The organism is Streptomyces sp. NPDC059900 (assembly GCF_050270335.1).
Taxonomy (GTDB): Bacteria; Actinomycetota; Actinomycetes; order Streptomycetales; family Streptomycetaceae; genus Streptomyces.
This window is the reverse complement of the sequence record NZ_JBNNJZ010000001.1, coordinates 1-13,890: the sequence shown is the minus strand read 5'-3', so window position 1 is coordinate 13,890 and position 13,890 is coordinate 1. Positions and strand designations below refer to the sequence as shown.

General features: G+C 68.7%; 13 protein-coding genes. 5 read left to right on the top strand and 8 right to left on the bottom strand.

Annotated features, from left to right (window positions below; translation table 11 throughout):
* Window positions 1–119: 119 nt before the first annotated feature.
* Window positions 120–1,502 carry a serine hydrolase domain-containing protein gene (locus tag ACQKIP_RS00065; protein ID WP_365859415.1) on the bottom strand — a complete coding sequence of 461 codons (1,383 nt, stop codon included), beginning with the start codon at window positions 1,500–1,502 and terminating at the stop codon, window positions 120–122.
* Window positions 1,503–1,556: 54 nt separating this feature from the next.
* A complete protein-coding gene (locus tag ACQKIP_RS00060) occupies window positions 1,557–2,432 on the bottom strand; it encodes a methyltransferase domain-containing protein (RefSeq protein ID WP_365859413.1) in 876 nt (291 codons plus the stop codon).
* A 28-nt stretch (window positions 2,433–2,460) separates the two neighbouring features.
* On the opposite strand from ACQKIP_RS00060, the gene ACQKIP_RS00055 reads away from it, so the two are divergent.
* Window positions 2,461–3,966 (top strand): PLP-dependent aminotransferase family protein, encoded by a 1,506-nt coding sequence (locus ACQKIP_RS00055; protein ID WP_427741783.1) that lies wholly within the window; start codon window positions 2,461–2,463, stop codon window positions 3,964–3,966.
* 17 nt (window positions 3,967–3,983) lie between these two features.
* Here the strand turns inward: ACQKIP_RS00055 and dnaB are convergent, their stop codons facing one another.
* Complete coding sequence (gene dnaB / locus ACQKIP_RS00050; RefSeq protein WP_365859411.1) at window positions 3,984–5,462, bottom strand: replicative DNA helicase; 1,479 nt, start codon at window positions 5,460–5,462, stop codon at window positions 3,984–3,986.
* A 460-nt stretch (window positions 5,463–5,922) separates the two neighbouring features.
* Here dnaB and ACQKIP_RS00045 point away from each other — a divergent pair, with 460 nt between their 5' ends.
* Window positions 5,923–7,260 carry an MATE family efflux transporter gene (locus tag ACQKIP_RS00045; RefSeq protein WP_365859409.1) on the top strand — a complete coding sequence of 446 codons (1,338 nt, stop codon included), beginning with the start codon at window positions 5,923–5,925 and terminating at the stop codon, window positions 7,258–7,260.
* 109 nt (window positions 7,261–7,369) lie between these two features.
* Here the strand turns inward: ACQKIP_RS00045 and rplI are convergent, their stop codons facing one another.
* From rplI to rpsF, 4 genes are all read right to left on the bottom strand, one after another.
* Window positions 7,370–7,816 carry a 50S ribosomal protein L9 gene (rplI, locus tag ACQKIP_RS00040; RefSeq protein ID WP_190082966.1) on the bottom strand — a complete coding sequence of 149 codons (447 nt, stop codon included), beginning with the start codon at window positions 7,814–7,816 and terminating at the stop codon, window positions 7,370–7,372.
* Between the two features lie 18 nt (window positions 7,817–7,834).
* Window positions 7,835–8,071 (bottom strand): 30S ribosomal protein S18, encoded by a 237-nt coding sequence (rpsR, locus tag ACQKIP_RS00035; RefSeq protein WP_003949403.1) that lies wholly within the window; start codon window positions 8,069–8,071, stop codon window positions 7,835–7,837.
* A 57-nt stretch (window positions 8,072–8,128) separates the two neighbouring features.
* The gene (locus ACQKIP_RS00030) at window positions 8,129–8,737 is read right to left on the bottom strand and encodes a single-stranded DNA-binding protein (protein ID WP_365859407.1); all 609 of its coding nucleotides are present in this window, start codon (window positions 8,735–8,737) and stop codon (window positions 8,129–8,131) included.
* Between the two features lie 80 nt (window positions 8,738–8,817).
* A complete protein-coding gene (rpsF, locus tag ACQKIP_RS00025) occupies window positions 8,818–9,108 on the bottom strand; it encodes a 30S ribosomal protein S6 (protein ID WP_006604399.1) in 291 nt (96 codons plus the stop codon).
* A gap of 276 nt (window positions 9,109–9,384) precedes the next feature.
* On the opposite strand from rpsF, the gene ACQKIP_RS00020 reads away from it, so the two are divergent.
* The 3 genes from ACQKIP_RS00020 (at window position 9,385) to ACQKIP_RS00010 (ending at window position 12,086) form a co-directional block, all read left to right on the top strand.
* Window positions 9,385–9,696 (top strand): hypothetical protein, encoded by a 312-nt coding sequence (locus ACQKIP_RS00020; protein ID WP_365859405.1) that lies wholly within the window; start codon window positions 9,385–9,387, stop codon window positions 9,694–9,696.
* A 146-nt stretch (window positions 9,697–9,842) separates the two neighbouring features.
* Window positions 9,843–10,964, top strand: a complete 1,122-nt coding sequence (locus tag ACQKIP_RS00015; protein ID WP_365859403.1) for a lipid II:glycine glycyltransferase FemX — start codon at window positions 9,843–9,845, stop codon at window positions 10,962–10,964.
* A gap of 90 nt (window positions 10,965–11,054) precedes the next feature.
* Window positions 11,055–12,086 carry an alanine racemase gene (locus ACQKIP_RS00010; protein ID WP_190082970.1) on the top strand — a complete coding sequence of 344 codons (1,032 nt, stop codon included), beginning with the start codon at window positions 11,055–11,057 and terminating at the stop codon, window positions 12,084–12,086.
* Between the two features lie 120 nt (window positions 12,087–12,206).
* On the opposite strand, the gene ACQKIP_RS00005 is transcribed toward ACQKIP_RS00010, so the two are convergent.
* Window positions 12,207–13,757: a glycosyltransferase family 87 protein gene (locus ACQKIP_RS00005; RefSeq protein WP_365859401.1), complete on the bottom strand. Its 1,551-nt coding sequence runs from the start codon at window positions 13,755–13,757 to the stop codon at window positions 12,207–12,209.
* Window positions 13,758–13,890 lie beyond the last annotated feature (133 nt).

Below are 13,890 nucleotides of genomic sequence, written 5' to 3'. Positions count from 1 at the left end.
TATGTCCCCTCTTTGGGGGGGTTTTTTGGGTGTGCCCCCGTGGGGGGGTCGGTGTTTTTCCCGTAAAACCCCCCCCCCCCACCACGTTCGTGCAAGCTCTCAGCGGCCTTCAGAGGTTCTCAGCGAGGAAGCCCCCGCCACCCCTCCGGGTCCACCCCGCCCGGCACGGGAGCCCCCGCGTCGTACGGCTCACGCGTGAAGAAGAACGACCCCAGGTCGAGGTGGCTCACCGTCCCGTCGGGCCGACGCACCGCCCGCAGGACCTCCCCGGCGAAGTAGCCGTCGAGTCCGGTCCACGTGCCGTCACCGTTCGACCTGAACCGCGACCCGCGGCCACCACCCCCGAGGGGCGACAAATCCAACGCTCCCTCGGCCTGCGGCCGCAGGCCGAAGGTGCTCGTCCCCCAGTACCAGGGGCCCGCGAGTTCCAGCAGGGCCGGATCCAGCTCGGGCAAGGGTCGCCACTCCTCGGGGATGCGCGGCTCGGCCTCGGCCACGATCTTCAGGAGGTCGTAGGCCAACGCGGTCACAGCAGGCCCGGAAGTGCAGTTGGTCAGCGTGACCGCGACCAGACCGTCCTCCTCGCTCGCCCACAGTCCGGCCATGAAGCCGGGCAGCGAGCCCCCGTGCCCGACCAGAGTGCGACCTTCGCCGCGGATCAGCTGCGTGCCCAGGCCATACGTCACGTTCCAGTCCCCCGGCTGCGCGGGCGACGCGGGAGCCCGCATCTCCCGTACCGAATCCGCGGACAGAACCCGGTCGTCACCCTGGAGCAGGAAGGCGCCGAAGCGTGCCAGATCCACCGTCGTGGACCACAGTTGCCCGGCCGGTGCCATGAGACCCAGGTCTTCGGCCGGCTCGGGCATCATCACGTCCGCCCACGGGTGGACGGCCCAACCACCCGCGTGCGGCGCCTGTGGCTGCGCACTCGTACGGTCCAGGCCCAGCGGCTCCAGGATCTCGCGGCGCAGCACGGCTTCCCACGAGTCGCCCCGCAGCGCCTCGACCAGCGAACCGAGCAGCGTGTAGCCGGGGTTGGAGTAGTGGAAGCGTCGACCGGTGGGGTGCTTGAAGGGATGCTCGCCGAGTACGTCCCCGAGCTCGGGGCGCTGCGACCCCGGCGTACGCTCCCACCACTCCCCGGGGGTCTCGGCAGCCAGCCCGCTCGTGTGCGCGAGGAGTTCCGCGATGGTGACGTCACCTGCGGCCGTTCCCGGAAGGTGCTTCTCCAGGGGGTCGGAGAGGTCAAGAACGCCCTCGTCGCGCAGTCGCATCACCAGCACGGCGGTGAAGGTCTTGGTGATCGAGCCGATGCGGTACTGGACGTCCTCGTCCGGTGCGTGCCCCTCGACGCAGGTGCGCCCCTCTGTCCACACCAACTCGCCGTCCCTGAGCACCGAGGCGACGAGCGAGGGCGCCCGCCCCTCCGCCTGAGCGGTGGCGACGCGGTGCAGCAGGGCTCGGCGGGTGGTGGGCAGCAGCTCTTCACGGGGAGATGTCATGGCCCTAGTCCACCCGCGGAGAAGCCGTGAGTCGAGCGAATTCCGCCGGGCGCCCTACGCCCAGCGCGTACCCGTGGCCTTGAAGAACGTGTAGCTGAAGGTCCCGTCGTCGTCAGCGGTCCTGCGCAGATCGGCGATCCCGTGCTCCCAGTCGGCTTCGGTGATCAGGGCCGCGGCCAGCGCGTCGTCCCTGACGGATTCGATCATGGCGATGAACGTGCTGCGAGTGAAGCCGTCCACCAGCTCGGGCCGGGCTCTGTCCGCGTAGACGGTGCACGGCCGGACGCTGACGTCGTCGTATCCGGCCCGTGCGATGAGCGGTTGCAGCTGCCGTCCGACCAAGGAGTTTCCGCCGCCGTCGGCCTGGAGTCGGACCAGGCAGTCGATCGTCGCACGGGCGTAGGCGCTGTCCGGGTGGAAGAACGCCGAACCGTGATCCCCCTCGATGACGGTGATGGTCCCGCCGGGCCGCAGCAGCCGCCGCAGTCCGGCGAGTGCCTGCTGGGCCGCTGCCAGATGCTCCAGGACGAAGCAGACGAAGATGTGGTCGAACTCGGCGTCCGGGAAAGGGAGAGCGAAGAGGTCGGCACGGCACCACCGCACCCGGGCGTCGGGCGCGTGCGCCGTGACGCGGGCACGGGCCTTCGCCAGTGAGTCCGCCGAACGATCGACGGCCACGAAGTGCGCACCGGGACTGGAGTCGACCAGGTGGACGGTCTGGGCGCCGACCCCGCAGCCGACCTCCAAGACCCGGCTCCCCGCGGGATACGCCGTGCCGTCGTGCAACAGCGCGGCGAGTGTGTCCGCCTGGTCCCCCAGCCTGCGGGCCTCACGGGGCGAGTATCCGTGGACGTAGTCAACTGCCGCTCGGGCGGCGGGTTCTGGCGTCGGGACGGTGGTGCCGGCGGTGGCGGCTGCTGCTCTCTGCATGACTTCACCCTGCTGCCACTATGGCCCGGTGAACAGGTCCAATGACCGTGCTGCTGACCGGTCCATAACCGTCGACGAGATCGGGCGCGCGGCGCATGGCGCGGACTTCCTCCAGCTGCGCATCGACGATGCCCCCTCGGGCGGCCGCGCGGACTGGCTGGCCCGGCAGCTTCGCCTGGCGATAGCGGACGGCCGCCTGCCGGTGGGCAGCAGGCTCCCTGCGACGCGGGTCCTGGCAGGCGAGCTCCGCGTGTCCCGCGGCGTGATCACCGAGGCCTACCAGCGCCTCGGCGAGGACGGGCACGTAGTCGGCCGCGGCAGGAACGGCACCGTCGTGGTCGCCGCACCGGCGAAAGCGCGGCCCGCGGCCTCGCCTCCGCCCCCTCCTCCGGGCGCTCTGTTCGGCACCCCGCCCGGCACGGACATCTTCGACGCACTGCGGGACGCTCCGGCCCGCATCGACTTCTCACCCGGCGTTCCCGACCTCACCGCGTTCCCCCGCACCGCATGGCTGCGCGCCGAACGCACCGTACTCAGAGAGCTTTCGGCGTCCGCCTTCGGATACGGCGACCCGCGCGGGGCACCGGCACTGCGCATCGCCGTCGCCGACTGGCTGGCCCGCAACCGGGGCATCCGCGCCGCCCCGGGCGACGTAGTCATCGCTGCGGGTACCGCCCAGACCCTCACGCTGCTCGGCCGGGTACTGCACGACGACGGCCTGCGCACGGTGGCCGTGGAGGACCCCGGCTCGCTCGGAGCCCGCCAGCATCTGCGCAACGGCGGTCTCGACACTCCGCCGGTGCCGGTAGACGCCGACGGCATCCGCGTCGACCAGCTGCGTGCCACGGATGCCTCCGCGGTGCTGCTGACTCCGGCGCACCAGTTCCCCACGGGAGTGGTGCTCGGCGGTGAACGGCGGCGCGACCTGATGCGCTGGGCCACCGAGCGCGACGGGCTGATCATCGAGGACGACTACGACGCCGAGCACCGCTACGACCGCGCACCGGTCCCCGCCCTGCGCTCCCTGCTCGCCGAACACGTCTGCTACGCCGGGAGCGTGTCGAAGCTCCTTGCGCCTGCCCTGCGCATCGGATGGGTCTTCGCGCCGCCGAAGTACCGGGACGCGCTGGTCGCCGCCAAACGCTTCGCCGACCTCGGCAACGCAGTCCTGCCGCAGCTGGTCCTGGCCCGGCTGATGGAATCCGGAGCCCTGGAACGCCAGTTGCGTCTTCTGCGCGGCCGCCACCGCCGCCGCCGGGACGCGATGATCGCCGCGGTCGGAACCCATCTGCCGCACGCCGTCGTGCACGGCGCCGCGGCGGGCCTGCACCTGACGATCACCTTCGATGCCGGCTTCAGCGACACGGACCTCGCCGCTGCGGCCCTGGCGCGCGGTGTGAAGGTCCAACCCCTGTCCTGGCACAGCCAGCGGCCGCACCGCCCCGGACTGGTACTCGGCTACGCCGCGCCGACCGCCACCGACATCGCCGAGGGCATGGAAACCCTCGGCGAGACCTTGCGGCACCTGCGCTGACGCACCGCCCGCACCTGCTACGTCTGCGCCATGTCCACGAAGCGCGAGTAATGGCCCTGAAAGGCGACGGTGATCGTCGCTGTCGGGCCGTTACGGTGCTTGCCCACGATGATGTCCGCCTCGCCCGCGCGCGGCGATTCCTTCTCGTACGCGTCCTCGCGGTGCAGCAGGATCACCATGTCCGCGTCCTGCTCGATCGAGCCGGATTCACGGAGGTCGGAGACCTGGGGCTTCTTGTCCGTGCGCTGCTCGGGGCCACGGTTCAGCTGCGAGAGCGCGATGACAGGGACTTCGAGCTCCTTGGCGAGCAGCTTCAGGTTTCGCGACATGTCCGAGACTTCCTGCTGGCGGCTCTCGGCGCGCTTGGAGCCACCGGACTGCATCAGCTGCAGATAGTCGATGATCACCATCTTGATGTCACTGCGCTGCTTGAGACGACGGCACTTCGCACGGATCTCCATCATCGACAGGTTCGGGGAGTCGTCGATGTAGAGCGGAGCCGCCGAGACCTCGGGCATCCGGCGTGCGAGCCGGGTCCAGTCCTCGTCCGTCATCGTGCCGGAACGCATGTGGTGCAGCGCCACCCGTGCCTCCGCGGACAGCAGACGCATCGCGATCTCGTTGCGCCCCATTTCCAGGGAGAAGATGACGCTGGGGAGGTTGTGCTTGATGGACGCGGCGCGCGCGAAGTCGAGCGCCAGCGTGGACTTACCCATGGCGGGACGGGCGGCGATGACGATCATCTGGCCGGGGTGCAGGCCGTTCGTCAGCGAGTCGAAGTCGGTGAAGCCCGTGGGCACACCGGTCATCTCACCGCTGCGCGACCCGATCGCCTCGATCTCGTCGAGCGCGCCCTCCATGATGTCGCCGAGCGGGAGATAGTCCTCGCTGGTGCGCTGCTCGGTGACCGCGTAGATCTCGGCCTGGGCGCTGTTGACGATCTCGTCGACGTCGCCGTCGGCCGCATATCCCATCTGGGTGATGCGCGTGCCCGCCTCGACGAGGCGGCGCAGGACCGCCCGCTCGTGGACGATCTCCGCGTAGTACTCGGCGTTCGCCGCCGTCGGCACCGTCTGCACCAGCGTGTGCAGATACGAGGCCCCGCCCACCTTGGTGATCTCGCCACGCTTGGTGAGCTCGGCCGCGGTGGTGATCGGGTCGGCCGGCTCGCCCTTGGCGTACAGGTCGAGGATCGCCGTGTAGATCGTTTCGTGCGCGGGACGGTAGAAGTCGTGGCCCTTGAGGACCTCGACGACATCGGCGATGGCGTCCTTGGAGAGCAGCATGCCGCCGAGCACCGACTGCTCCGCGTCGAGATCTTGCGGGGGTACGCGCTCGAAGGCGGTGCCTCCGCCGTCCCAGCCACCGCCCTCACGGCCGCGGTCGTGCTGCTCGTCGCGGCTCCTGCCTCCGTCGCGGCGCTGGCGGGAGGCGGGCAGACGGTCACTGGGACCGCTGTCGGCCCAGGGGTCGTCCAAGGGCTCGGAAATACTCACCGGGCCACCTCCCTCACGTCCGCCGAGCGGACCTCGCCGTGCCCTTCTTTCTTACGGCACGACACTGACAAATAAGCGGCCCGACTCCGGTTCTGACGCGTCGGTTTTACGGGCTTTCCGAGGTCGGATCACGAGGGGGGCGCCGCACTACGGTAGGGCCGTGGGCACCGTCAGCCAATCTGGTTATCCACAGGCGGTGTGGATGACGGGCGCGTTGCTGTGGAGAACCCCGCCAAACCTGTGCACGGCCCGGTGGACAGGCCTGTGAACAAGCACTCAGCGCTCTCCGCGAATACAGTCTGACCTGCGGGTTTCCCGTCCACTGGCTGTGCAGAAGAAAAACTTTCCCCATCGGCCCAAGATCGCGCCGAACAGCGCTCCGAAGAGTGCCCCACTCCGGGTCGAGTAAGGGTCTTTCGAGCATTGCATCTCTTACCTGTGGAAGATTAGATTGGTGCACATGACACAGGCTCCCGCGGCGACCAAGGCCGCTCGGCGACAGCATGACCGCGAGATCATCGCGCTCGCCGTTCCCGCCTTCGGCGCACTCGTCGCCGAGCCTCTTTTCGTGATGGCCGACAGCGCGATCGTGGGCCATCTCGGCACCGCACAACTGGCCGGTCTCGGCGTCGCCTCGGCGCTCCTCACCACCGCGGTGAGCATCTTCGTCTTCCTCGCCTACGCGACCACGGCCGCTGTCGCCCGCCGGGTGGGTGCCGGCGATCTCCAGTCCGCCATCCGCCAGGGCATGGACGGCATCTGGCTCGCTCTCCTGCTCGGCGCCGCCGTCATCGCCGTCGTCCTTCCCGCCGCACCCGCGCTCGTGGACCTCTTCGGTGCATCGGACACCGCTGCCCCGTACGCGATCACATACCTCCGCATCTCCTCCCTCGGCATCCCCGCCATGCTCGTCGTGCTCGCCTCCACCGGGGTGCTGCGCGGGCTTCAGGACACAAAGACCCCGCTGTACGTGGCCATCGGCGGCTTCGTCGCCAACGGCGTACTCAACGTCGGCCTCGTCTACGGCGCCGGCCTGGGTATCGCCGGTTCCGCGTGGGGCACCGTCATCGCCCAGTGCGCGATGGCGACCGTGTACCTCTTCGTCGTCGTACGCGGCGCCAGACGCCACGGCGCCTCCCTGCGCCCCGACGCCGCCGGCATCAGGGCCTGCGCCCAAGCAGGCGCGCCCCTTCTCGTCCGTACGCTCTCGCTGCGGGCGATCCTCATGATCGCGACCGCCGTGGCCGCACGCCTCGGTGACGCCGATGTGGCCGCCCACCAGATCATCCTGTCCCTGTGGAGCCTGATGGCTTTCGCGCTCGATGCCATCGCCATCGCCGGCCAGGCGATCATCGGCCGCTACCTCGGGGCGAACGATGCCCGGGGAGCACGCGACGTCTGCCGCCGCATGGTGCAGTGGGGCATCGGCTCAGGGGTCCTGCTCGGCGTGCTGATCGTCCTGGCCCGTCCGCTGTTCATCCCGCTCTTCACCGGCGACTCCGCCGTCCAGGACGCCGCCCTGCCCGCGCTCGTGGTGGTGGCCATCGCCCAGCCGGTGTGCGGCATCGTCTTCGTCCTCGACGGTGTCCTGATGGGAGCGGGCGACGGCCCCTATCTGGCGTGGGCGATGCTTGCCACGCTGGCGATCTTCGCCCCGGTGGCGCTCCTCGTACCGGTCCTCGGCGGCGGCCTGACGGCAGTCTGGGGAGCGATGACGCTGATGATGGCGGTCCGCATGCTGACCCTGTGGCTGCGCACGCGCTCCGGCCACTGGATCGTCACCGGCGCCACCCGCTGACGCACGCCCGGCTGTTTCACGTGAAACAGCCGCATTCCGTGAAACACGTTGGGCCGCACCCCTGAGGGGTGCGGCCCAACGGTTGCTTCAGCTCTGCCAAGCGCAGTGCTTAGGCGGAGACGACCTCGATGTTGACCTGAGCGGCAACCTCGGGGTGCAGACGCACGGACGTCGCGTGGGCGCCCAGCGTCTTGATCGGCGAGCCCAGCTCGACACGACGCTTGTCGATCTTCGGACCACCAGCGGCCTCGATCGCCGAAGCGACGTCAGCCGGGGTGACGGAACCGAAGAGACGACCGGCGTCGCCGGAGCGGACGGCCAGACGGACCTTGACGCCCTCGAGCTTGGCCTTGACCTCGTTGGCCTGCTCGATGGTCGCGATCTCGTGGATCTTGCGAGCACGACGGATCTGCTCGACGTCCTTTTCGCCACCCTTGGTCCAGCGGATCGCAAAGTTCCGCGGGATCAGGTAGTTGCGGGCGTAGCCGTCCTTGACGTCTACGACCTCGCCGGCGGCGCCGAGGCCGGAGACCTCGTGGGTGAGGATGATCTTCATTAGTCGGTCACCCTTCCCTTATCGCGCGGTGGACGTGTAGGGCAGCAGCGCCATCTCACGGCTGTTCTTCACGGCCGTGGCGACGTCACGCTGGTGCTGCGTGCAGTTGCCGGTCACGCGGCGGGCACGGATCTTGCCGCGGTCGGAAATGAACTTCCGCAGCATGTTCGTGTCCTTGTAGTCCACGTACGTGACCTTGTCCTTGCAGAATGCGCAGACCTTCTTCTTAGGCTTGCGCACAGGCGGCTTCGCCATGTGTTCTCTCCTGTTTGATCAAGAAGTGTGGGAACGGCCCACCCTTGGCCCTGAGGCCTAGAAGGGGGGCTCGTCCGAGTAGCCGCCGCCAGAGCCGCCGGAGTTGCCGGAGCTTCCGCCCCAGCCACCGCCGCCGCCCTGCTGCTGGCCGCCGCCGGCCGGCGCACCGGTCGCCCAGGGGTCGTCGGCGGGAGCACCGCCGCCGCCCTGCTGCTGACCGCCACCGGAGCCGCCGCCCCAGTTGCCGCCGCCCTGCTGGCCGCCACCGCCGCCGAATCCGCCGCCGCCCTGGCCGCCTCGACCGGTGGTCTTGGTGACCTTGGCCGTGGCGTTCTTCAGGCTGGCGCCGACTTCCTCGACGTCCAGCTCGTAGACCGTGCGCTTGATGCCCTCACGGTCCTCGTAGGACCGCTGCTTCAACCGGCCCTGCACGACGACGCGCATGCCTCGCTGAAGCGACTCCGCGACGTTCTCCGCCGCCTGACGCCAGACCGAGCAGGTAAGGAAGAGGCTCTCGCCGTCCTTCCACTCGTTGGTCTGACGGTCGAAGGTGCGGGGAGTGGACGCGACACGGAACTTCGCGACCGCCGCACCGGACGGGGTGAAGCGCAGCTCGGGGTCATCGACAAGATTGCCGACGACCGTGATGACGGTCTCGCCTGCCATGGGGGAACCTCTCGGCGGGTTTGCTGCTGGCTGCTTTTGCTGCTGCTACTCGGATCCCGAGTACCGCTGGGCTAGGAAGCTCAGTGGGTCTCGGGACGGAGGACCTTGGTCCGGAGGACCGACTCGTTCAGGTTCATCTGGCGGTCGAGCTCCTTGACGACCGCAGGCTCGGCCTGCAGGTCGATGACCGAGTAGATGCCCTCGGGCTTCTTCTTGATCTCGTACGAGAGACGACGACGGCCCCAGGTGTCGACCTTCTCGACCTTTCCGTTGCCCTCACGGACGACGGAGAGGAAGTTCTCGATCAACGGGGAGACAGCGCGCTCCTCCAGATCGGGGTCGAGGATGACCATCACTTCGTAGTGACGCATGTGGAACCCACCTCCTTTGGACTCAGCGGCCACGGTCGTTCCGTGGCAGGAGGGTCGTGATGCGTACGCAACGGTATCGGCAGCCACTGACAATCGGGCTTCTCGATCAGTAGGCCGATCGGGAGTCCCTGCCATGGCCTGGGCAGACACCGGTGCAGACGGTACAGAGTACCCGCACCCGGGCTTCCGGTTGAAATCCGGCGACCGGAGGGGAGAATCTGTACACATCGGGTGTGCATGGCGCTACGATGCGCCGCCTTACGCAGGAGGTGCCTTATGGCACAGACGTTGCGACCGAATACAGCTGGTTCCCTCTTCGCCACGGACGGCAAGGGCCATCCCATGCAGGACACGCTGGTCGGCGTGACCCTGGTACTGGGTGTGGTCGCCTTCGTCACGGCGATGTTCCACAACCTCCATCTGCTCAGCTCATGGGCCGGCCTGGTGGGGATCGCCACGGGGACGTGGGGGCATGTCATCTCCGAAACGACCCGCGAGCGCTTCGGCCTGATCATCGGCCTCGGTGCCTCGGCGGTCGGATTCTTCCTGGGTATGGCCCACGGCGGACTCTTCGGCGGGCTCTGGTAACCGCCGCTCGACGCCCCCGCCCGGCATAGGCCGGGGGCCACAGTTCCGTACGCCCAGACGGGGCGCTCTCGGGGCACAGTAGGCTTCGGCGCGAGAGCCGGAGCCCCTGTACCCATGGGGACACACCAGCCCGAGGAGCGCCCCGAATGAGTCTGACCCTGAGGACCATCAGTCGCGAGCAGCATCTGGCGTATATCCAGAGCCTGCCGTCGGCAAGTCATTGCCAGGTCCCGGCATGGGCGGATGTGAAGAGTGAATGGCGTTCGGAGAACCTGGGCTGGTTCGACGAGCGGACCGGCGAACTCGTCGGCGCGGGCCTCGTGCTCTACCGGCAGTTGCCCAAGGTGAAGCGTTACCTGGCCTACCTCCCCGAGGGCCCGGTCATCAATTGGTACGCACCCAACCTGGACGACTGGCTGCAGCCGATGCTCGCGCATCTGAAGCGGCAGGGCGCCTTCTCCGTGAAGATGGGCCCGCCGGTCGTCATCCGGCGCTGGGACGCTCCCGCGATCAAGTCGGGCATCCAGAACCCCGAGGTGAAGCGCCTGCGGGACGTGGAGGCCTCGCACATCGAACCGCGTGCCTTCGAAGTCTCCGACCGGCTGCGGAAGATGGGCTGGCAGCAGGGCGAGGACGGCGGCGCCGGCTTCGGTGACGTACAGCCGCGCTATGTCTTCCAGGTACCGCTGGCCAATCGCTCCCTGGACGAGGTCCTCAAGGGCTTCAACCAGCTGTGGCGACGCAACATCAAGAAGGCCGAGAAGGCAGGCGTCGAGGTCGTCCAGGGCGGATACGAGGACCTCGCCGAATGGCAGCGCCTGTACGAGATCACCGCGATCCGCGACAAGTTCCGGCCGCGGCCGCTGGGTTACTTCCAGCAGATGTGGCGGGCCCTCAACTCCGAGGACCCCAACCGCATGCGGCTGTACTTCGCGCGGCACAACGGCGTGAACCTGTCCGCGGCGACGATGCTCGTCGTCGGCGGACACGTCTGGTACTCCTACGGCGCATCGGACAACATCGGCCGTGAGGTCAGGCCCTCGAACGCGATGCAGTGGCGGATGCTCCGGGACGCCTACGCGCTCGGCGCCACCGTCTACGACCTGCGGGGCATCTCCGACTCCCTGGACGAGACGGACCACCTGTTCGGCCTGATTCAGTTCAAGGTGGGCACGGGTGGAGAGGCTGTCGAGTACATCGGCGAGTGGGACTTCCCGCTCAACAAGCTGCTCCACAAGGCCCTCGACATCTACATGTCGCGCCGCTGACCGCGCTGACCCGGCACAATTCACAGAGCCACCAACAGTCCACAAACCTCTGATACACGGCAGCCACGAGAAAGGTTCCGGGATCCGGCCATGGCGCTCACGCTCTATGTCGACACCGCGCGCTGGCGGGCACACCACAAGCACGTGCTGGAGCAGTTCCCGGGAATCGTCCCGGTCTGCAAGGGCAACGGCTACGGCTTCGGCCATGAGCGCCTCGCGGAGGAAGCGACCCGCTTCGGCTCCGACGTCCTCGCCGTCGGCACCACGTACGAAGCCGCCCGGATCAAGGACTGGTTCAGCGGTGATCTGCTGGTCCTGACCCCGTTCCGGCGGGGCGAGGAGCCGGTGCCGCTGCCCGACCGCGTCATCCGCTCCGTGTCGTCCCTGGACGGCGTGCACGGCCTCGTGGGCGCCCGCGTCGTCATCGAGGTCATGTCCTCGATGAAGCGGCACGGCGTGAGCGAGCAGGAGCTCTCACAGCTGCACGCGGCCATCGAGGACGTACGCCTCGAGGGCTTCGCGATCCACCTGCCGCTCGACCGCACCGACGGCTCGGACGCCGTCGAGGAGGTCATCGGCTGGATGGACCGGCTGCGTGCCGCCCGTCTTCCCCTGCACACGATGTTCGTCAGCCACCTCAAGGCCAACGAACTCGCCCGCCTGCAGCAGCAGTTCCCCCAGACGCGCTTCCGTGCGCGCATCGGCACGCATCTGTGGCTGGGCGACCACGAGGCCACCGAGTACCGCGGCGCCGTCCTGGACGTCACGCAGGTCGCCAAGGGCGACCGCTTCGGCTACCGCCAGCAGAAGGTCGCCTCCGACGGCTGGCTGGTCGTCGTCGCGGGCGGCACGTCGCACGGCGTCGGTCTGGAGGCCCCGAAGGCGCTGCACGGCATGGTGCCGCGCGCGAAGGGTGTGGCCCGAGCGGGCCTGGCAACGGTCAACCGCAACCTGTCGCCGTTCGTCTGGGGCGGCAAGCAGCGCTGGTTCGCGGAGCCGCCGCACATGCAGGTCTCCATCCTCTTCGTGCCGTCGGACGCCCCCGAGCCGAAGGTGGGCGAGGAGCTGGTGGCCCATCTGCGGCACACCACCACCCAGTTCGACCGCATCGTCGACCGCTGATCACAGCCTGGCCGCCTGGAACAGGCCGGGCAGCCGGACCGACCGCAGGCCGAAGGGCCGGGAGCGACAAGCGTCGCTCCCGGCCCTTCGGTCTTTCCTGACCACCCCAGCGGCGTTCGCTCAGGGTGAAACGTCCGTCGGCGCCGCCGCTCCCCAGCGCACCGACGCCCCCTCGGTGGAGTGCGCCGCGTGCCGCGGGGGACGGGCCGCCTGCCCGAGGACGAAGACGTCCCGTGCGCCGTCCAGGACGCCCCCTGAGGGGTCATCGTCGCCGGACCGCCGCACCGGATCCCTCTCCGGCATCAGGATGTCGCGCACGACAACGGCGCACAGGTACAGCGTCCCCAGCAGGTGGACCGCGATGGCCAGCTGATAGCCCTCGGTCGGCAGGCCCTTGTGGGCGTCTCCGCTCGTCGTGTACGCGAGGTACAGCCAGATCCCCAGGAAGTACGCGACCTCGCACGCCTGCCAGATCAGGAAGTCACGCCAACGCGGCCGGGCCAGCGCGGCGAGGGGGATCAGCCACAGGACGTACTGCGGCGAGTAGACCTTGTTGGTGAGGATGAACGCGGCGACCACCAGGAACGCGAGCTGCGCGAAGCGCGGGCGGCGCGGCGCGGTCAGACCCAGCGCGCCCACTCCGAGGCAGGCCAGAAGCATCAGCGCCGTCGCCAGGGTGTTGACCGTGTCCGTGCTCAGCGGTTCGTCCATGCGCTGGGAGAGGATCAGCCAGAACGAACCGAAGTCGACGCCGCGCTCCTGGCTGAAGGTGTAGAACTTCGCCCAGCCCTCGCGGATGTGGAAGCCCGTCGCGTCGTGCGTGATCATGACGGGCAGGTTCACCACGAGCCAGGCGCCCACCGCGGCCCCGGCAGTCGTGAAGAAGGCCCGCCAGCGCCCCGCGCGCCAGCACAGGATGAGCAGCGGCCCCAGGAGCAGTGCCGGGTAGAGCTTCGCGGCGGTCGCCAGGCCGAGCAGGACCCCCGCCGAGAGCTGTCCTCCGCGGGCCCACATCAGCATCGCAGCGGCCGTGAGAGCGACGGCGAACAGATCCCAGTTGATGGTGGCGGTCAACGCGAAGGCGGGCGCCAGAGCGACCAACAGGGCGTCCCAGGGCCGGCGCCGGTGGGTGCGGGCGACGCAGACGGCGATGACCGCCGTGCAGGCCATCAGCATCCCGGCGTTGACCATCCAGTAGAACTTCTCCTGGTGCTGGATGCTGCCGCTGCCCGGCGTCAGCCAGGAGGCCACCTCCATGAACACACCGGTGAGCACCGGGTACTCGAGGTACTCCATGTCGCCCGGCAGCTTGTCGAAGTAGGGCACAAGCCCGTCGGCGAAGCCACGCCCCTGGTAGAGGTGCGGGATGTCGGAGTAACAGGCGTGCGTGTACTGCGAGCTCGCACCCATGAACCAGGCGCCGTCGTAGCACGGCAGCTTCTGCACCATGCCGAGCGCGAACATCCCGATGGCAATGAGCGCAATGACGCGTACAGGGGTCCACCATGTCGCCGCGTACAGCACTCTGCGGCCGATGGGACCGCCGATCAGCTCACTGCCGGCCGCGGCGACCTCATCCTCCTTGGTCGGCCGTACGGGATCCGGCTGTTGTGCACTAGTGGTCTTGTGCACGCTCGTGCGCGTCGTCTCTGCACTGGGCATGCCGCACATCCTGCCGTACGCACCTGAGAACACGGAGAGGGCCGCCACACCGGTGCGGTGTGGCGGCCCGCTCCCGGCCGCTACGACCCGAACCCGCGCAAGTTTAAAGTGTAAACATAAGGTTGACCAGAAAAAACAGCCT

Excerpts from the sequence above, each read along its gene's own strand:
- ACQKIP_RS00065 (WP_365859415.1), bottom strand. The coding sequence starts at position 1,502 with ATGACATCTCCCCGTGAAGAGCTGCTGCCCACCACCCGCCGAGCCCTG.
- ACQKIP_RS00060 (WP_365859413.1), bottom strand. The coding sequence starts at position 2,432 with ATGCAGAGAGCAGCAGCCGCCACCGCCGGCACCACCGTCCCGACGCCA.
- ACQKIP_RS00045 (WP_365859409.1), top strand. The coding sequence starts at position 5,923 with ATGACACAGGCTCCCGCGGCGACCAAGGCCGCTCGGCGACAGCATGAC.
- rplI (WP_190082966.1), bottom strand. The coding sequence starts at position 7,816 with ATGAAGATCATCCTCACCCACGAGGTCTCCGGCCTCGGCGCCGCCGGC.
- rpsR (WP_003949403.1), bottom strand. The coding sequence starts at position 8,071 with ATGGCGAAGCCGCCTGTGCGCAAGCCTAAGAAGAAGGTCTGCGCATTC.
- ACQKIP_RS00030 (WP_365859407.1), bottom strand. The coding sequence starts at position 8,737 with ATGGCAGGCGAGACCGTCATCACGGTCGTCGGCAATCTTGTCGATGAC.
- rpsF (WP_006604399.1), bottom strand. The coding sequence starts at position 9,108 with ATGCGTCACTACGAAGTGATGGTCATCCTCGACCCCGATCTGGAGGAG.
- ACQKIP_RS00020 (WP_365859405.1), top strand. The coding sequence starts at position 9,385 with ATGGCACAGACGTTGCGACCGAATACAGCTGGTTCCCTCTTCGCCACG.
- ACQKIP_RS00015 (WP_365859403.1), top strand. The coding sequence starts at position 9,843 with ATGAGTCTGACCCTGAGGACCATCAGTCGCGAGCAGCATCTGGCGTAT.
- ACQKIP_RS00010 (WP_190082970.1), top strand. The coding sequence starts at position 11,055 with ATGGCGCTCACGCTCTATGTCGACACCGCGCGCTGGCGGGCACACCAC.
- ACQKIP_RS00005 (WP_365859401.1), bottom strand. The coding sequence starts at position 13,757 with ATGTGCGGCATGCCCAGTGCAGAGACGACGCGCACGAGCGTGCACAAG.